This is a genomic window from Arthrobacter zhaoxinii (assembly GCF_025244925.1).
Taxonomy (GTDB): domain Bacteria; phylum Actinomycetota; class Actinomycetes; order Actinomycetales; family Micrococcaceae; genus Arthrobacter_B; species Arthrobacter_B zhaoxinii.
The window spans coordinates 989,457-1,008,092 of sequence record NZ_CP104275.1 but is presented as its reverse complement, the minus strand read 5'-3'; the positions used below and the strand labels follow the sequence as shown (position 1 = coordinate 1,008,092).

Genomic DNA, 18,636 nt, shown 5'->3' with positions numbered 1-18,636 from the left:
CGGGCAAGGACCCGGCTCGCTACGGGTCGGGTCCGTTCTGGAAGCCGTCCCGGACAACGGGGAACAACAAAAGCCTTCCGGGTGGTGTGCAGCTTCAGAAGCGCACCACCCGGAAGGCTTTTCCTGTCCGCGGCTAATCCACAGGTTCGAGAGCGCCCGCCGCAGGCCGCGCGGAACGGACTCGGGCCACGCGTACCGCAACCAGCCCGCATACCGCAGCAATAGCGACCGCACCGGTGAAGCCCCACGCCGAGGCGGCGGCAGATCCGCCCAGGGCCAGGGCCAGCGGCAGGACAAGAGTCAGGACAGCCAGAACCCCGCGCATCAGCGTGGACAGCCGGTTGACCTGGACGGCCCGGAAGTAAGCGAGAAGAACCGTATACGGGACCATGGCCAGGTACTGAACCGCGTACGGCCAGCGCAGCTCTGAGGCATTGTGCCAGGTCTCCCCCAGCACAAACTCGCCGGCGGATGCCGGCAGCATCAGAACGGCCGCGCCCCACCCCACACACAGGACTAGTACAAGAACGAAGGTCTCGAGCAGCCTGCTGCGGAACGCACCGGTTCCCCGAGTCCGGACCAGCTCGGGAATAACGGCTGTCTTGATCGCACTGAACACCGTGTTCAAGGGAGAAAAGAGCAGTTGCGCTGCCCTAAGCGCCCCCACCCCCGCCGCACCCAGCGGAAACACGAGAAAATACAGCACACCAAACGTGGAGGCATTGAGCGCTGCAAATTCAGCAAGGTAGCGGAAAGCAAAGTCCCTGTTGAGCAGCAGCCAGCGGACGCCGGCAGGAACAGCCGGGACGCTGCGGGCAATGATGAGACCGGCCGCGAGCGCGGCGGCAGCACCTGCACCCCACCACGCCAGGACTACCCACAGCGCGCTGCCGGACTGAGCAGCCAACAGCATCGCACTGATGGACCCTCCCGCCCAGAGTCCGTCGATCAGGAGTGCCAGCGCCGGCCGCCCCTGGCAGATGAACAGGTATCGGATGCTGTCCTGCAGCAGCACAAACGGCGACGCCGCCGCCATCACCAGCCATACGAGGGAGTTCTCTGCACCGGAGAGGACCGCCCCGGCCAGCAGGAGCATGACGGCAGGCAACGCCACCAGCAGGGTGGCCCCCAGGCTGGCCGAGGCAACATCCCGGGTCAGTTTGCCGGTTTGGGAATACCGCACCAGCAGGGTCTCCCCCACCAGGGCCCGCTGGCCCCCCAGAAACAACAGCAGGCCGGCATAGGCCAGTGAAAACTGGCCAAACTCGGAGGCACCTGCCACATTGGCTGCCACCGCCACCGCCACAAAATTGGAAACACTGGAAACGCCCTGGTCCGCGAAGGTGACCAGCCGGCGGAATCCCCCCACCTAACCCAGCGCCAGGAGCTCGGAACGCCATTTCGGCAGGAACGCCGCGGCCATCAGCACGTGTGCTGCCGCCAGCACCAGATAGGCCGCCAGGAACACCCGGGGCCAGGGCAGCAGCAGAAACGCCAGGCAGGTCATGCCGTAATCCACCGGCAGGGTTACAGCTGACCGCATCAGCATCCGGCGGTTGTCAGCCCGGTTTGCGCGGCGGTTTTCCGCCCGGCCAGAGTCCCGGTTCGTGTCCCCGCCTGCGGCTGCGGCAAACGCGGCAGCAGGCATCGACGGTGCAGCGGCGGTCCCCGAAGGCCGTGCATCAGCACCCCTCGGCGCACGGGGATTCTTGCGCAGCTGATCCAGCAGGGCACCGCCGAAGAAAATGCAGGAGCTGGAGAGCAAAAACAGTCCACACACGGCGGCCAGCTGAATGTGGTCGTAGTCGGTGGTGCGCGCGAGGAAGCAAAAGGCAGCCACGTGCATGACCGTAATCCGGCCGTTGTCCAGTGCATGGTCGAGCCACTCGCCGAAGGCGGAACTGGTGCCCTGCAGACGCGCCAGCTGTCCGTCGGCCGAATCAAGGATGTATCCCACCACCAGCAGCGCTCCCACCAGTGCCGACGATAGGTTGGCCGCGGCTCCGAAGGCTAGCCAAACCAGCGAGCCGTAGGTACACACCGCACCGGCCAGGGTGACATGGTTGGGCGTCAGCCTCGTGTGCCTTAGGGCCGCTGCCACGGCCCGGCCCGCCGGTCGGTTGACGTACAGCAGGTACAGCGGGGCTCCCTTGCGGGTTTTCTGTGCCTGCTTCAGCTGGTTGAACGACTCACGAAAGGTGGCCCGAGTCTGCGGGAGGGTTTGACTCATGGCTGGAGCCTTTCTCGGCGGTTTGTGACGGCGGTCAGGATCGCGACCGAAAGTACCAGGATCATGAGCCGGCCCATGGACTGCAGCAGCGACCCGCGCAGGAGAATGAACAGGTACCCGGCGAGAATGGAAATGCCCAGGTATCCGACCGCACCCTTGCTCAGGATTTCTGCCCTGAACCCCGAGTCCAGGCGCCGTGACAGCATGCCCAGCGCGGCGAACACCAGGATCAGGCCCGGCAGCCCGAAGTTGATCCAGGCTTCGGCCCACAGCGGTGCCGAAAGGTTGAGGTTGACGCTGTTCATCCATTGGCCCACCTCAACGCCGGTGTCCAGCGGTTTATTGGCCCAGATGACGCGCGGCACCCAGAACAGGAGCGGCCCCAGGGCTTGCAGGCCCCAAGAGAAGCCGTTGTTATCGGTATAGGCCAAGGTGTTGGCGAGCATGGTGAACTGGTCGTAATCCTTAGTGGCAATAACGATCCAGACCGAGTCGAGGTTCACCGGCGTCCCCTGTCCGCCCGCACGGCGGGTAATGTCCGACAAGGGAAAAATGACGATGGACGCTATGACTCCCCCGACCACCGCAGCGTTGAACAAGTTCTTCCGCCCGCGGATCAGGGGCAGCATCAGGCCAAAGAGCACCGCGAGCGTCCAGTAACGGGAATTCGATACGGGATTGTTGACCACAATGTTCATCGCCAGAAGCGCCGCCATAAGGAGACCGTCCACTGCAGCCAGTGCGCGGTCGCGGGTGCGCCAGACATGCAGGTAGAAGATCAGCGCCGTAAGGCAGCCGACTGACCCGGCAGAGGAAATGATGGCGCGCAGGGCATGCCCGCTGTCAGGGCTGATTTCATCCAGCGCATGGCCTGCTTCCTGGCGGCTGAGGAAGAAGACCGACAGGCCGCCTGCCTGGACGACGTAAACCAGTGCGGCCACCACTGCCGCTACCGAGAAAATGCGCAGCACGTCCATGCTGCGCAGCGTCCGGAACCGCAGCTGCGGTTCGCGTCCGTGCTTGCGCAGCCTCAGGTGGTAGGCGGCGTCAAAACAGACGCATCCCACCAGTGTGAGCAGGCTGGTTGTTGTCAGTGCAACGTCGTCCACCTGCACGGCCACGGCTGTGGAACGGCCGGTGGTCAGCTGCGCCAACGGTGCAAGTCCCATGCCGGTGTAGACGAAAATCCAAAACACCGCTGCCATGGGGCGTATGTCGCTGTGCCACAGCAGCAGTGCAAGCTTCACGGCCGCATAGAGCGCCACGGCATAGCGGATCAGGAAGTCGGCGTCGGTGAAATAGACGGCTCCGGCATCCCGGATCTCCAACGGAAAGACCACGGCGAAAAGCAGAAAGGCCACAAGCGCGACGGCGGTGCGTACGCCGGGACGCGTGTCAGCCCCGGGGCCGTCGGAAACGGGGGCAGGCCGACGTCCTAGCTGATTGGTCCTCATAGCCGGCCTCCGTTCTGCTGGACGGGTTCGGCAGGCTTGATGGTTTCCCAACTACTTCCGGCCGTCTCTTCGAGAGCCTCCAAACAGAGTTTGCGGAGCTCCTCGGCCAGCCGTTCAGCAGACCACAGCCGCTGATGCACCCGGCGCGCGTTTGCTCCCAGCTCAATCCGGCGGTCCGGGTCAGCGCCGACATTCAGCATGGCCCGGCAGAAGGCATCTGCTGTCGGCTCCGCCAGCACTGCAGCATCACCCTCATAGAGGTCATCCGCAAGACCGCATTCGGAAGTCACGATCAGCGGTGTTCCCGCAGCCGCTGCCTCGATTACCGACATGGGATACGGCTCGTTTAAGGCCGGCAGGACATACGCCGTGCAGGCGGCCATGGCGCTCTGCACCTGCGCCGGAGTCAGTTCCCCTGACACCTCGAATCGTTCCGCATGTGCCGAGGCGGCGATCATGGCCCGAACCCGGGCGGCCTCCCCCTGGTCAGGGCCGGCAAGGATAAAGTGCGCGTCCAGTCCACGGTCGAGCGCTTCCAGAGCCGCCTGGACAAACACCGCGGGCTGTTTCCGGGGAGCCAGCCGCGCAGCGAACAGGAACACCTGCTGCTCGGGATCCGACCACATGTGGTCGGAGGCAACCGTTGCATTAACCACCCGGCGCATCCGCACAGAATCGACGCCCAGTTGTTGCAGGCCGCGTTCCTCATCCTCAGTCAGCGTCAGCCAGAGCCGCGGAATGCGGACCAGCCACCGCGTGATGGCGGTGTCGTAGATCCGCACCGGCAGCGAGCGCGAGGGAACCAGCATCCCGTGGGACTGTGCAATGACCGGAGTGTTTCCCCGGCTCAGCAGCACCGTAGCCGCGGTGGTGATGAAATCGCGGCACAAATGAACCTGGACCACGTCCGATGATGCGGCGCGTGCCGCCACGTAACGGGGAAGGCGCAGACTCACCAGTCCGCGCAGGCGGGCGCCGGGGAACGGCCGCCGAACCCGGAACAGCGTCACCGGGTCCTCGCCGTTCGCAGTGTTATCGGTCTTCGGTACCCTGCCCAGCCAGCCGCCCACCAGTTCGACGGTTTCGCCAAGTCCCGCCAGGGCTGCCCTCTGGGTCCGGGCAACCGCCCAGACTCCTCCCGCGGCCGCACCCGGGCCTGCCAGTCCCCCGACCTGCAGGATGCTGAGGCGGCGGTGCTGAGTATCTGCTGTGTTATCCATGGTCCGCCGTCTGCTCCCGCTGCAGTTCCCGCGATTTCAGCCCAATCTGCCAGTAGTACATGGACAGGCCCAGCGCATAGTCGAACCCTGGCCTGCCGTCCAGGAACCCCCGGCGCAGCACATAGCTGTAAAGAAAGAACACCAGCGGTTTCAGCGGGAGCGCATCGAACCGGCGCCCCTGGCTGGTCTTGGACGCGCGGACGCTGCCCCGGGTTTCGGCATGGGTGCGGATTGAGGCTTCCCAATCCGAATAGAGGTTGTGCCGGTCAAACCATGTCCGGACCGGATCCAGGTCATTGTGGGCCAGTTTGCCGGTGGTCCTTCCCACGGGACCGTGCGCTTCCGGCTGGTAGTGCGCTTCCTGTTCGCCGATACCGGGAAAATGCAGCAGATCGATGTTGGGGTAGGAGTTCATCCCCTGCCGGAGGAAAGTCCGCTTCACCACGCGGTGTCCGTGCTTCAGCTCCGCACCCGCAAAGTGATAGGCCACCGGCACGTCAAACGCCACCCGGACTTCGGCAGGGTCTTCGGCTATGGACCGGAGTTCGGCGGCCAGTTCCGGCGTGGGAAACTCATCTGCGTCCATGACGAGCAACCACTCGTTCCGGGTGTCCACCTGTGTGATCATCCACTGCTTTTTCTGCGGGAATCTGCCGTCCCATGTGAAGTTGATGACCGAAGCGCCGGCTTCCTTGGCCAGCTCAGCGGTGCGGTCGGTGCTGTTGGAATCAACAACAATAACCTCGTCAAATTCTTTGAGACCGGCTAGGCAGGTAACAATTCCCCTTTCCTCGTTTTTGGTTTGAATCAACACGGTAACAGGTATTTTGTTCACGTAGTTTCCCCCCTGAAATAAGTATTATGTTGTTTGCGATAAGCATTTATCCGGAGACGCCGCTCGGCTAATATTTAGGAATGCCAACTCGACGCGATAATCGCCGAACTTCACATTCCATCCGCCGGTGGCCCCAGATCCTTGGGTTCATGGGCCTCGTCATCGCCGCCGGGTTGCTGACTTTTTACGCGATGTCCCAGTCGCAGGAGGCGAACGGCGCTCCTGGCCCTGCCCGCACGACACAACCCGCGGAGAAGGTTCCCCAGATCGATATCCTGGGTGACTCCTATGTGGGCGGCTCCGCCGAGGGCGGCAACGGTGCCGCCAACTGGACCAAGGTGGTCGGCACCCGCTTCTATGACCAGGGCTCCCGCGTCGAGCTGAATGTGATTGCCCAGCCGGGATCCGGCTATCTGGCCCGCGGCACCACCGACTTGGTTTTCCGGGAGGCCGCCACGCTCCGGCTGCGCCCCACCGCTGATGTGGTGCTGGTCTTCGGCAGCCGCAACGACGGCCGGCAGGACGACACCACGATGTACGACGCTGCACAGTCGCTCTACTCCGACATCCAGAACATTGCTCCCGAGGCGAAGGTTGTTGTTGTCGGACCCGTGTGGGTGGACGCCGACGTTCCTGACTTCATCTCCGCCAACAATGAGGCGATGGCCCGGGCCGCGTCCGATGGGAATGTCGTCTACATTGATGCCCTTGCCGAGGGCTGGTTTGCCGGTTCCGAAGACGGGCTGATCGGCGCGGACGGGATCCATCCCACGGATGAGGGCCATGCCTACCTCGCCTCGAAGATCTTCCCTCTCCTCGAGGACATCATTGAGGAGCCTGCTCCGTAGGCACGGATGCTCCCGGCCGTTCCTCCCCGCCCCGTTCATGCCCGCTCCCGAGGCTCGGCTTCATCGGCATCGGCTGTCCGGACATCAGCTTCGCGGGGCTCTTTCTCCGGAGCGAACCGGTCGCCCAGTTCCACCGGCGGCAGCGGCGTTCCGAACACACGGTTGGCGCCCACGACACCTTTGACCGTTGTCATCGGCTGCACAACCGCGGATTCGCCGATCCTGGCGCCGCCGAGCACGATGCAGCGGGAGGTGATCCAGGCACCGTCACCAATCCGGATGGGACTGGTAATCAGTCCCATGTCGCTGCGCACGCGGTGACTGCCCGTGGTGAGGAACGTTTCCTGGGAAATCACGACGTCAGCGCCCACATATATGTGGTCCTGGTTGTGGAACCAAACGCCGTCGCCGATCCAGCTGCGTTCTCCGATGTGCAGTTTCCAGGGGAACTTCACTCGTGTCTGCGGACGGAAGATGACGCCGTCGGCGATCTCTGCACCGAACGCCCGGAGCACCGCTACGCGCAGGCGCGAACTGATCTGCCACGGGTTCGACACGAACAGCAGTTCGCAGGCGGACCAGAGGTACACCACTGCCCGTGGCCGGCCCCATGATTCACCTGTCCCGGGCGCTTGGGAAAGATCAATCACCGGAGGATGACGACGCGGCGGCCGGGTTCCCCCGTTGTCCTCCGGCCCCTGGCCGTCCTGCTGCCGCGAACTGTCCTCAGGGGACCCCGGGGGCAGCTCGTGCCGAAGCATCAGGACACCTTCCGCAAAAAGCCCCGCGGAGAGGCAGCATGAGCGGGGCGAAGCCGAGGCGCGGCACCGGCCTCCGGCTGCCCCTCCGGCTCCGGAATCCCGGGAACCGTGGTCCGCAGCACCGCTTCGAAGCGGTCAGTGATGGGCCCGATGCCAAACCTGGTCTCCGCCAGGGCACGCCCCTTATCTCCCACCGCCTGGGCAGCCGCCGGATCCCGGTGCAACCGGCGCAGCCATCCCACGCCTCCGGCGATCCCGAAGTCAGTGGGCGGACCCACAAACCCGTCTGCAGCCCGGATGTCAGCGGCAGCAGGGTTGTCTTCGGGCATCAGTCCCAGCACCGGCCGGCCGGCAGCGAGGGAAGAGAGGACCTTGCTGGGAATGGAGAAGCGGGAGGCCCCGGGCTCCAGGATGGTTACCAAAACGTCAGCTGACCCCAACATATCCGGCAACTCTGCTGCCGGCTGGAACGGCAGCAGCGTGACCGGAAGCTGTGGTTCCCGGCAAAGGTCCTCCCGCAGCATCTCGATCCCGTCCCCTTCCGAGGCCACGATCAGCCGTGCAGGCAGACCTGCGGCCAGCGCCGACCGCAGCAGCCCGGCCAACAGCAACGGATTATGCTTACGGCCCAGGGTTCCTGCGTACAGCAGCCGCAGTTCCTCCCCGGCCGGCAGATGCTGTGCCGACCAGGCGTTTTCCCGTGGACGCGGCGTGATCTCATCCAGCGGCGCCCAGTTCGGGATCACCGTTACGTGGTCCGTGGTCAATCCCCAGAGCCGGTAGGCCTGGCGGAACTCCTCACCGATCGCCACCACCTGCGTGGCTGAGCGCACCACCCCCGCCTCCATGCGGCGCACCAGGTCACGGCCGCCAAGGGCAGCCGGCCCGGGCAGCCGCCGGCTGAGCTCCTCGGAAATGGCGTTGCTGAAGAGGTCCTGGTGCCAGAGCAGCCAGGGCTGTTTCCGGCGGGCGGCGGTCCGCCGGAAGGCGTCCAGGGCGAACAACGGCATGTTGCAGGCCACAACGCAGTCAGGTGCAGTAGCCCGGACGTGTTCCTGCCACACCGCTGCATAGGACCGTTCGAAACGGACCCGCCCCAGCGGGCTGTACTTCTGGAACGGCTGCTCAGCGGTCAGCGGTGAAAACCTGAGCCTTTCCGAATCATCCGCTGTCCGTTCCAGCGTCCCTTTCCCGCTGGCGTACTGGGTCGAATACACGTGGTCCACGAAGTGCCCACGGGCCACCAGTTCACGCGACAGTTCAGCTGGGAAGAGATGACCGGAAAAATCATGCATCTGGATACGCATAGCTAAGCCCTTTGCTCTGGAACCTGGTCCGTCAACCTCGTGCAGGTCCGCTCCGGTCCGCTGTGCGGGGAGATAGAGGGCCCCCGGCCATCACCGGCGTCTACTGTGTTCTTCATGGTTTCCGCTTTCTTAGTGGTGAGACCAGCCGAAGCCGGAAGGGAACTTGCTAGTACGCGCCCACTGGCCGGCGGAGCATCTGCACCGTGCGCCAGAGAATGATGAGGTCGCCGGCAAGCGACCAGTTTTCGACGTAGTACAGATCCAGCCGGACACCGTCTTTCCAGTTGAGTTCCGACCGGCCGTTGATCTGCCACATGCCGGTGAGCCCTGGCTTGATGTACAGGCGGCGGTGCACCCGGTTGCCGTACTGGGCCACTTCGCGGGGCAGCGGGGGGCGGGGGCCGACCAGGGACATATGGCCCAGGAAAACGTTCCACAGCTGCGGCAGTTCATCGAGGGAGTACTTCCGCATCCAGCGGCCCACGCGGGTGACACGGGGATCCTGCTGCATTTTGAACAGCACCCCCGAGCCCTCGTTTCGGTCCAGCAGGCCGGCCAGGTCATCCTCGGCGGTCTGCACCATGGACCGGAACTTGAGCATCTCGAAGACTTCTCCGCCGCGGCCCACCCGCTCCTGCCGGAAAAGCGCCGGTCCCGGGCTGTCCCGGCGGACCAGCACGGCCAGAAGAAGAAAGACGGGAACCAGGGCCACCAGGGCTGCACCGGAGAGGACAATGTCCAGTCCCCGCTTCAGGACATGCTTGCCCCCCGCGTACTGGGGCAGCTCCACATGCATCAGGGGCAGGCCCTCCACCGGGCGGGAATGGATCCGCGGTCCGGCCACGTTCGTCAGGCCGGTGGTCAGGATCAGCTGGGTCGACGATTCTTCCAGCTCCCAGCCGAGTTCCTGGACGTAACGGCTTCCGCCTTTGGTCGGGCCGGCAACAATCACGGCATCGACACGGAGCCGGGCCGCGGCGTCAACCACTTTGCGTTCGTCGGCGACCACCGGCAGACGCGTCCCGTCCACGTCGAGATATTCCCGTTTCTTGCCCGTCAAAACCACGCCCACCACCTGGTAGGCGGCACGGGACTTGGCGTTGATTTGGTGGACGACATACCGCACGTCCCGGGGGCGCCCCAGCACCACGACTTTGGAGAGGTACCGTCCACGTTGCCGCTGGGCCTGCAGCCACTGGCGCAGAAGCCACCGGGAGCAGATCAGGCCGCCGACCCCGGTGGGGAAAACCAGTCCGAAGTACCCTCTGGACACATCGAATTGGAAGACCACCGTGGCCAGTGCCAGGCTGCCCAGCAGGACTACGCTGGCGTTGATGACGCGTTTGTATTCGTCGGTTCCGATGCCGGTGATTCGAGGATCGCGGCTGCGGTAGACGTGCAGGGCCAGCATCCAGGCACAGCCGACCACGGCGGAGACGACGAGGTACGTGGTGGTGAATGAGCCGATCTTCAGCGGTGCCGGCGCCAGGCCGAACCACACCAGGTGCCCGGCCAGTGCCGCCGCGAACACCACCAGTGCATCCGCAGCGGTGATGATCCGCGCGTATTTACGGTTCCAGGCAACAGCAGCACTTCTGGGGTGGCCGGTCCTGGCGAACGGCCGCCGGGTGGTGAAGCTGGGAAAGACGAAGGACTGCGCCGGCAGTGCGGCCGGAGCGGCTACGCGCCTATCGGCCGTCACCGTATCCGCCTCAGCCGGAAGTGTCCGGAGCGGCCCGGCCGTCAGGGGCCGGGGATCAGTGGTCAGCTGCATGCCGTCAATGTCGGCGCCGGCCGCCGGAGGGAACGCATCCAACGCCGAGCCACCCGGCAGAAGCCGGGCGTGAATATCAGCACCCATAACGAGACCGTGCTTCCTTTTCCAAACCAACAGTTATCCAACGGGCATCAATCTAGGAGGACCGTTTGCTGCGGGCACGAGTACCGGGTACTCGGTTGGAGGGATGGACGGGCTCTGCGCCGGAGGGCGTCTACCTGCATTGCTACGCGTGGGGTGGGAGTGCACTGGCGGGAGTGCACTCCCGCCAGTGCAGGATTGCCTAGAGCAGGGACGCCGTCCGAGGTCCCGGTTCCAGGGCACGGTAGGCCGCGTCGAGGTCCGCCCTGCGGCTGATTCCCAGCTTCACGTAGATCCGGTAGACGTGCCCCTCCACCGTCCGCTGGGAGAGGGTGAAATGCACGGCAATGTCCTTGGTCGTGGCGCCGGAGAGAAGCAGATCCACAATTTCATGTTCACGCCGGGTCAGGCGGACCAGGTGCAGTGACGGGCTGAGGTAAGAGACGGTCACACCGGCCAGTTCCTCGCGGCGGCGCCGCAGCTGCTGGATCAGCGCGCGCTGCCGGCGCAGGTTTCCGTGGTTGCCGTAGAACCGGATGGCATGGCCGATGCTCTCCACGGCTACCAGGTACTTCTGCGCACGGATGGCGTCCTCGGCGGCCGCGACCATCCGGTCCGGGTTACCCGAAGCCACGGCGGCGGCATAGGTATGCAGCGCCCGGGCCTCCCCGCCGTCGAAGTCCGCGGTTAGTTCGGCCAGGCGGCCCACCTGGGCCAGGTCCCCGACGGCAAGGCACAGTTCGAGAATGTCCTTTTCGCTGCTGTGCAGTCCTGCGGCCCGTGCTTCAGCGGCAAGCGCGGCAAGCCTGTCGGGGGTTGGACCCTCGGTGGACTGCGATGCCTCCGCTGCAGCGGCGTATGCCTGGGCGGTAAGCCACAGATGCCGGGGACCGGTGTATCCCGGCGCAGTCATCCGGGAGCCGGATCCGGCGGCAGGCGTACCGTCGCCGACCACTGCCGATGCGTAGCCTGCGAGTCCCTGCGCGTAAGGAAGCATCAGCTCGGGATCCCAGTCCCGCAGTGATTCCACCGCAGGCCGCAGGCGCCTCAGGCCTTCATGCAGCCTCCCCCGGTGGATTTCAAGGGCGCCCTCAATAACCCCCAGCGTCCCGCCCATGGCGGTCAACAGGTGCCGCGGTCCGGAATGGACCCGGGCGGCAAGCTGCTCCAACTGGGTAAACCGGCCGGCATGGAGCAGGGCGAAGGCATGCCGCACGAACACGAACCCGGAATAGCTCCACAGCTGTCCGGAGCTGGCGTCGAGCAGGTCTGCGGCGGCCTGCGCCTGCTGCAGCGCTGCTTCCACGTCGCCGCACGCCGTGAGGACTTCTGCATAGAGGCCGTGGAAAACAAGGGCCTGTTCGGGGTCCGGAGCTTCCTGCGTAGCGAGCCCGGCCAGGCAGCTGCGGGCCTCGGTGTAGCTGCCGTCCAGGAGAAGCGCAGCGGCAGCAAGCAATTCCGCCCCCGCACGCACTCCGGCCGGAGTTCCTGCGGAAGCATCTGCCCGGACTGCCAGCGCTGTTGCCGCTTCAACCCATCTCTCGGACAGGGCAGTCAACGTCCGCCCCTCAGCATTGGTCTGGCGGAGCATCAGTGCGCCCGTAAATACCGCCCGCCGCATGCTGAGTTGTGTCCAGGCGCCGGCGTCGTCCGTCCCGGTCTTCAGGGCTTCCAACTGGGTGCGTGCCCGCCCGTAGCTGCCCTGCCGGGCATAGGCGACGGCAAGTTCCACCTCCGCTTCGCGCCGGAAGGGCAGCGGGCGGACCGCGGCCGCGAACCGCATTCCGCGTGCTGCGTCCCCCATGTCGTTGGCCGCGCGTGCCGCCGCGAGCAGGTCTTCGGGCGGGAGCTGTTCGCCGCAGTCCAGCGCCCACTCGGCATGGCGGAGCAGGATATCGAGGCCGGAAGGTTCCTTTGGATCGATCAGCGTTCCCGGGTCGTAGCGGCTCAGGACTTTTGCACGGATTTCTGCGCTTCGGGCCGCCGGGACCAGGCTCCGGATGATTTCCTCGTGCAGCGGCTGCACAAGATGTGCTGATTCATCCCGGTCCGGCAGGATCTCCAGGAGACCGTCGATCACCAGCGACCGCACGGCTTCGTCGTCGGAAACCGCCGAAACCACCGACCGCGGCAGGCGCACGGCGAGCGCCGTCGTCTCCAGCACACTGCGCTCCGCGGGACTGCGGGAAGCGAGCATCGTCTTGATCAGGTCGGCCAGCGGCGTGTCCGCGGAGTCCGATTCCCCTGTGAGGAACCAGGCACCGTTCCTTTCCACCAACCGCTGCTGCAGCCGTGCCCGGGTCAGCAGCTCCTTCACATACAGGGGGTTGCCGCGGGACATCCGATGCAGCACCGTGCTGGAGGCCTGGAGCACCGGCCCGCCGAGAGCGCTGACGCAGAACTCGTGGACAGCCTGCGCGGACAACGGCCCCAGATCCACCCGGGCGAGCAGTCCGTCCCGGGCCAGCGAGAGCAGTTCGTGGATTCTGGGTGCCCGCGCCCGGGAAATCACCATGAGCCGAAGCTCCCCGGACATGGCGAGCTGGGTCAGCAGATGGGCACTGGCTTCGTCGAGGTGCTGGGCATTGTCCACCACCAAAAGGGTCTGCATGCCGCTGGTTTCCGTCAGCCGCTGGAAGTGGGCCCGCACCGTCCGGAGGACAGCCAGCGGAGACTCCATGTCGGCGGCGGTGGTGGACCCCAGATACGTGGAGAGGATGCCGTACTGCATGCGGGACAACACGGGGCTTCCGCTCACATAGTACGGAGCCATCATCGAACTCAGGTGCTCAGCGGCGTGGGCAGCAAGGGAGGACTTGCCGATTCCCTCAGCTCCAAGCAGGACGACGCCCCGCAGCCCGGGGTCCAGCAGCCGGCTGGTCACCTCGGTGAGTTCCCGGTCCCGCCCGAAGAGTTGGCTGCCCTGCCCCCAGTACGTCATTTCTTTGCCCCTGCCTGCTCCGCAATGGTGCGTGCCAGCTCCCGCCGGCTGCCGACGTGGAGCTTCGAATACACCTGGTACAAATGTCCTTCAACGGTTCGAACCGAAATCCCGAGTTCCTCTGCGATCTTCTTATTGCTGGTGCCGGCCACGGCTTTTCTGGCGATCGAGCGTTCCCGGGCGGTGAGGGCGCCGAGGAACTCGTCGGCGGCCTCTGCCGGCGCGTCCGGCGCCGCGGTTCTTCGGCTCCGGTGGATGAACCGGACGGTGGCCCGGTCTCCGGCACCGGAGGCGATGCCCAGGGCGTGCTCGGAGATTTCGCGGGCCAGCAGGACGTGGCCGGCTCCGGCGGCCAGCTCCGATGCCCGCAGGAGCATCTGGGCGTCGCCGTTGCCCAGGCCCTTGGCATAGAGCTCACACAACGCCGCGAAGTCCCCCTGCTGGTTTGCGGCAGCGGAAAGCACATCGTCCAGGCTTTCCGCATCACCGAGGCGCATAGCCGTCAACCGTGCAAGGAGCTCGTACGCGTAGGCGCCGCGCCGGTGGTCCTGAGCAGCGAGCGAAACAAAGCGGGCACTGCCGGTCTCCCCGCCGAGTGTTGCCTCCGCCAGGGCGGCGAAGTGCCGGGCGCCGCGGCGCACGGCCCAGGGTCCGCCGTCGGCCGCTGAGCGCTGCACCTGCAGATAGCGGCGGGCGTCCTCGCTTCGCTCCTCCACGGCGTGGCAGTACGCCGCTGCCGCTGCCGCAAGCGGCAGGAAGGCAGCGGGTCCGCTGACCATCAGCTGATCTACCGCGGGGGTCAGTGCAGCGAGCGCCGGTTCCGGCCTGCCGGCGAAGGCATGCAGCAACCCCTCAGCCAATTCGGCGTGTGTGCCCTCCATACCGGGGGTTCCGGCCAGCAGCCGCTCACAGGCGGAAAGCGCCCCCGTGATCAGATAGGTGTGCAGCAGCCTGCCGACAACTCCGGGGTGGACATCGGCGCTCGTTCCCTCAAGCATCCGTTCCACCGTCCCCGCCAGTTCGACGGCGTCGTCCTGGCGGTTGGTCATGCTCCAGGCTTCGCTCAGCCAGGCCGCACGCTGGATCCGGAAGTCCGCATCCGGGAATTCAAGGCCGGCCAGGTAGGAGGCGTTCACCAGGAACCGGCCGTGGGCCGAGTGGCATTCGGCGCGGGCGAGGGCCAGTTCGCGCATCAGACCGGCGGTGTCCGCCCCCTCTGTGCCGTCCAGCTCCGCGATTTCCCGTTCCGCCTGTTCAAAGAGGTCGGTGTGCCGCATCCGGGCGGGCTCTGCTGCGGCTTCGGCTGAGCGCGGATCCCGCAGCCCGGTTGCCTCAATGCACAGGACCCGGCATTCGGCGAGCATCAGGCGGATCCGGTCGCCGGCAGACGGGACCGCGTCGCTGCCCCGGAAGCGGGTGAGTACGCCGAGTGCTGCACCGTATTCGCCCTGTGCCGTGCGTGCGCGGGCTAGCTCGATGACCGCCCCGGAGTTTTCGGTCCCGCTGAAAGCTGCCGAAATCAGCCGGACGGCTGTTTCCGGAAAGCCCAGTGCTGTGGCTTTACCTGCCGCCCCCACCGCCAGGTCCCGGCCCGGGACTTCACCGATGCTGTCGAGCCAGCGGGCCAGGACAAGCGGATCGAGGACCAGCCCGGTATTGAGCGAAGGGGCCAGCTCTTCAAAGAGCTGACGCTGCTGCGCCGACGTCAGTCCTGCCCGGACCGACCGCGCCACCACGGGGCTGGAGATCAGTACATCCGGCACCGGACGGGTATCCAGGGCGACGATTCCCTGTTCCTGGAGTGCGTCCAGGTCCGTGTTGCCGAGCCGTGCGAGTACCAGGGGCAGCGGCAGCGACTCCGCCATGGACAGCAGCTGAAGCAACCGGGTCTGGGCGGGTGAAAGGTGCGCCAGGTTGCCCATCACCGCACCGGCCACCCGTCCGCCGCGGATGTCCTCCCCGGGGGCCAGGATCCAGCTGCCGTTGTGCTGCCGAAGCCGCCCGGCATCCCGGAAGTCCGTTTGTGCCAGCGCCAGCAGGTGTGGGTTGCCGCCGGCGTAGTCGTTGATGGCGACGGCGGCGGCACGGGAAACCGCGCCGCCCAGCAGGGAGCCGAGGTAGGCGCCGGCTTCCGGAACGCTCAGGGGTTCCAGGTCCACCCGCGCGAGGACGCCGTCGCGCCACAGACCGGCGAATTCCGCCGGAGCCGAGCTGAAGTCGCGGAAGGCGACGAGCATGCCTGCACTGCGGTTGAGCACCATCTGGGTGAGCACCATGGCGGAAAATTCGTCCAGTTCCTCGGCGTTGTCCACGGCCAGGAGGACGGGACGCCCGCCGGCGCGCTCCGTCACCAGCCGGGTCAGTCCGCGCAGGATCATCACCGGGTGCTCGGAAAGCTCGGGATCCAGGTCGGAGAGCAGGAACGTCAGGGCGCCGAATGGTGTCCGGCCGGCGAATTCCGAGCCGCGCACCTGCACAATGTAGGTGTCCTCCTGCAGGTGCCGGAGTACGTGCTGCATGACTGCGGTCTTGCCGATCCCGGGTTCACCCACGAGCAGGCAGCCGGTTCCCGGTGTTGCCCCGGCGAGGTTCCGCAGAATCTCTTCAACGACTCCTGCCCTGCCGATCATGGCCGGGTGGGCCGCCTGGCCGGCAGTGCCGGGTGCCCCGGCAGGAGTCATCGCCGCCGGAAGGCCGGAGCCGGAGGTACTGCCGGCGCTGCGGAGCAGGGATTGCTGATCATCATGTGGCTGCACTTGGGAGACCCGGTTTCTGTCGGTTCAGGTTCTTCTGTTCAGGTTCAGGTTTATTAGCAGGACTCGGTTGCACCCCCGGGGATTTCCATCCACCGGCGGCCGGTCAAGGCGCTCCTGCTGTGCACCAGCGTAGGAACGCCTTCCCGGCGTTACACGAGTAGAGCACCCTAGTTCCGCTACGCGGTTACTTGGAAATGACCCGTGGATGGCCGTGCCGGGCTACGTAATTACCGGCCTAAACCACCTGCAACAGGGTGTCCGTGGAAAGAAATACCGGATCTCACTCGTGCTGGTGTTCCATTTCGAGGCACTCGCGCAGTTCCGCGCGGCCGGAAACGCGTAGCGTCTGGAAGATGCGGCCGAGATGCCAGTCGACCGTTCTGGGTGAGAGATGCAGCGCCGCAGCCAGGTCGGAACTACTGGTCCCGGCGGCTGCGCCCAGTGCCAGCCTCCGCTCGAAATCGGACAGTTCCGGCAGCCGGTCCGACACCGAATTGGCTGTCCGGAGCATCCGGTAACTGGCGTTCTCGATTCGGATCGCAGCGCGCAGCCGTGCGCGGTCTGCCTGCCCCCGGGAGAGTTGGACCGCACTGCGGGCTGCCTCGTACGCCATCAGGTAGTGACCCAGCTGATACGCCCGCTCTGCTGCCAGGCAGAGTCCTTCGGGCTGCGACGCAGTGAGCGCCCCAGCGAGCTCCAGGTACAACTGCGCAGCGTCCCCGCTGCAGCCTGTTGCCGTTTCGCCGAGCTCTTCGGCTGCTCCCGGTTGGCCGTGCAGGGCGGCGGTGGCCAGCACCAGCAGAGCTCCGGGCAGGTCCAGATCCGCTCCGTCCGCGGCAGGTCCCGGTCCGCCGGTCACGCCGCGGACAGCGCACAGCCAGGTAAGGCGTCGGGTGAGCGCGGCCCACTGGGCGGTTTCCGCCGAATCAGAGGCAGCCGAAAGATCCTTTCCGGCCGGACCGGGATCGACCGCCGCAGTGAGGTATCCGTAGGCGCCGTCAACGTCGTCAAGCAGGACGCAGGCATAGGCTGCGGCGGAATGCGCCAGCGGAAGCAGCCGGGCGGTTCCGTCTGCTTCGAATTGTGCAATGGCCCGCCGCAGATAGTCCAGGGCACGGTCGGCACGCCCGCCGAGAGCCAGGACGGTGCCCGCGCATAGGTCGTTGCCTCCGTGAAGCTCCGTACCCGCGGTTGCCTTATCCAACCGCGACAGGAGGTCCTCAGCCTCGCGCAGCTCACCGCACTGCAGGAAGACGTGGAAAAGGTCCGACAGCAGGTCCGGCCCACCGCTGTCCTCGACTCCCTGTTCATCCGCTGCCTGCAGGCATCCCCGGGCGGCTGCGGCAGCTTCCTCCCACCGGCCGCGGCGGGATAGATCCGCCGCCTCCCGTACCGCGGCGGCAGCCGCCCTCCTGCGGGCCGCCGCCTGCGCCTGCGGGCCGGAACCGGGGACCCAGCTGACGACGCCGGCAAGCCGGGACCGGATTTCGGCGGCACGGCCCGGCGGGACCAGTGCTGCTGCCGCCTCCTCGAGCAGCGGATCCTTGAGCTGGACGGTACCGGCTGGACCGGAGACGATCAGCAGATCCTGCTCGAGCCTTTCCACGGCGACCGGATCGGCCACCTGCAGGAGCAGGAGCGGGGGCAGGGACCCGGTGACCGCCAGGACGTCCGCCGCATAGCGTTCCGCCGGGGACAGGGCGACGGTTTCCGCCGCCACCCGGTCGGCCAGGGCTCCGGAATATGACACCGCCCCCGTCCACACAAAGGTTCCGTGCCGTTTCAGCACCGTCCCGGCGTTCAGTTGTTCCCGGAGAAACATGGACGAAAGCAGCGGATTTCCCCGGCTCCTTCTCTGCACCTGGGCCACAAGCCGAAGGGAGACCTGCCCGCCCGCCAGTTCCTCCAGCAGCACCCGGGTGGCGCCGGAACGCAGCGGCTCCAGGGTCTCCCGGTGTACCGAGCCTTCAGCCCACCACCGGACGAGCTCCCCGCTGCAGGCCGACAGGTCACGGGCTGTGGCCAGCAGGAGCGCCGACCCGGCCCTGCACAGCTGCAGGAGAACGGCCGCCGTGGCGGCGTCCAGGTCCGCCGGATTTTCGACGGCGAGAACCAGCCGGCGGCCGGCTGCCTTCTCCCGGAACACCTTTCGAAGGAACTGGAGCACATACACCGGATCGGACAGGGACTCCGGCGGCAGCTCGCTCAGGAGCCACATGAGTCCGTTGAAGGGTTTTCCCGCCCATGAGGCAGTCCCGCGCAGCTGCAGCACCGAGTAGCCGTCGCCGAGGCCCGCCAGGATACTGGCCATGACAGTGGATTTTCCTGTCCCTGCGGCCCCGGTGACCAGAACACTTTTGTCTTCAGACAGCGCCTGGAGAGCTCCTGCCGCCGCATTTTGAACTTGGGCCGGCACCGATGCGGAA

Annotated in this window: 12 protein-coding genes; 1 reads left to right on the top strand and 11 read right to left on the bottom strand. The window is 66.1% G+C overall.

Annotated features, from left to right (window positions below):
- Positions 1–133: 133 nt before the first annotated feature.
- Genes N2K95_RS04700 through N2K95_RS04680 form a run of 5 tightly spaced genes read right to left on the bottom strand, consistent with a single transcriptional unit; the run spans position 134 to position 5,718 of the window.
- A complete protein-coding gene (locus tag N2K95_RS04700; protein ID WP_260653135.1) occupies positions 134–1,369 on the bottom strand; it encodes an MATE family efflux transporter in 1,236 nt (411 codons plus the stop codon).
- Positions 1,370–2,230 (bottom strand): CDP-alcohol phosphatidyltransferase family protein, encoded by an 861-nt coding sequence (locus N2K95_RS04695; protein ID WP_260653134.1) that lies wholly within the window; start codon positions 2,228–2,230, stop codon positions 1,370–1,372.
- Positions 2,227–3,684 (bottom strand): O-antigen polysaccharide polymerase Wzy family protein, encoded by a 1,458-nt coding sequence (locus tag N2K95_RS04690; RefSeq protein WP_260653132.1) that lies wholly within the window; start codon positions 3,682–3,684, stop codon positions 2,227–2,229. Before N2K95_RS04690 ends, N2K95_RS04695 begins: the two co-directional genes overlap by 4 nt.
- Positions 3,681–4,904, bottom strand: a complete 1,224-nt coding sequence (locus N2K95_RS04685; protein WP_260653131.1) for a glycosyltransferase family 4 protein — start codon at positions 4,902–4,904, stop codon at positions 3,681–3,683. The genes N2K95_RS04690 and N2K95_RS04685 overlap by 4 nt, the downstream gene beginning before the upstream one ends.
- Complete coding sequence (locus tag N2K95_RS04680; protein ID WP_260653130.1) at positions 4,897–5,718, bottom strand: glycosyltransferase family 2 protein; 822 nt, start codon at positions 5,716–5,718, stop codon at positions 4,897–4,899. Before N2K95_RS04680 ends, N2K95_RS04685 begins: the two co-directional genes overlap by 8 nt.
- Before the next feature lie 170 nt (positions 5,719–5,888).
- Here N2K95_RS04680 and N2K95_RS04675 point away from each other — a divergent pair, with 170 nt between their 5' ends.
- On the top strand, positions 5,889–6,587 hold the full coding sequence (locus tag N2K95_RS04675) for an SGNH/GDSL hydrolase family protein (RefSeq protein WP_260653129.1): 699 nt from the start codon (positions 5,889–5,891) through the stop codon (positions 6,585–6,587).
- A 35-nt stretch (positions 6,588–6,622) separates the two neighbouring features.
- On the opposite strand, the gene N2K95_RS04670 is transcribed toward N2K95_RS04675, so the two are convergent.
- The 6 genes from N2K95_RS04670 to N2K95_RS04645 all read right to left on the bottom strand — a co-directional run bounded on the left by N2K95_RS04670 (position 6,623) and on the right by N2K95_RS04645 (position 18,521).
- Complete coding sequence (locus N2K95_RS04670) at positions 6,623–7,348, bottom strand: LbetaH domain-containing protein (RefSeq protein WP_260653128.1); 726 nt, start codon at positions 7,346–7,348, stop codon at positions 6,623–6,625.
- The gene (locus tag N2K95_RS04665; RefSeq protein WP_260653127.1) at positions 7,348–8,655 is read right to left on the bottom strand and encodes a glycosyltransferase family 4 protein; all 1,308 of its coding nucleotides are present in this window, start codon (positions 8,653–8,655) and stop codon (positions 7,348–7,350) included. The genes N2K95_RS04670 and N2K95_RS04665 overlap by 1 nt, the downstream gene beginning before the upstream one ends.
- A 166-nt stretch (positions 8,656–8,821) precedes the next feature.
- Positions 8,822–10,516 (bottom strand): sugar transferase, encoded by a 1,695-nt coding sequence (locus N2K95_RS04660; protein ID WP_260653126.1) that lies wholly within the window; start codon positions 10,514–10,516, stop codon positions 8,822–8,824.
- 199 nt (positions 10,517–10,715) lie between these two features.
- Positions 10,716–13,454, bottom strand: coding sequence for a helix-turn-helix transcriptional regulator (locus tag N2K95_RS04655; protein WP_260653125.1), 2,739 nt, complete (start codon positions 13,452–13,454; stop codon positions 10,716–10,718).
- Positions 13,451–16,210 carry a helix-turn-helix transcriptional regulator gene (locus tag N2K95_RS04650; RefSeq protein ID WP_260653124.1) on the bottom strand — a complete coding sequence of 920 codons (2,760 nt, stop codon included), beginning with the start codon at positions 16,208–16,210 and terminating at the stop codon, positions 13,451–13,453. The genes N2K95_RS04655 and N2K95_RS04650 overlap by 4 nt, the downstream gene beginning before the upstream one ends.
- A 280-nt stretch (positions 16,211–16,490) precedes the next feature.
- Positions 16,491–18,521, bottom strand: a complete 2,031-nt coding sequence (locus N2K95_RS04645) for a helix-turn-helix transcriptional regulator (RefSeq protein ID WP_260653123.1) — start codon at positions 18,519–18,521, stop codon at positions 16,491–16,493.
- Between the last annotated feature and the right edge of the window lie 115 nt (positions 18,522–18,636).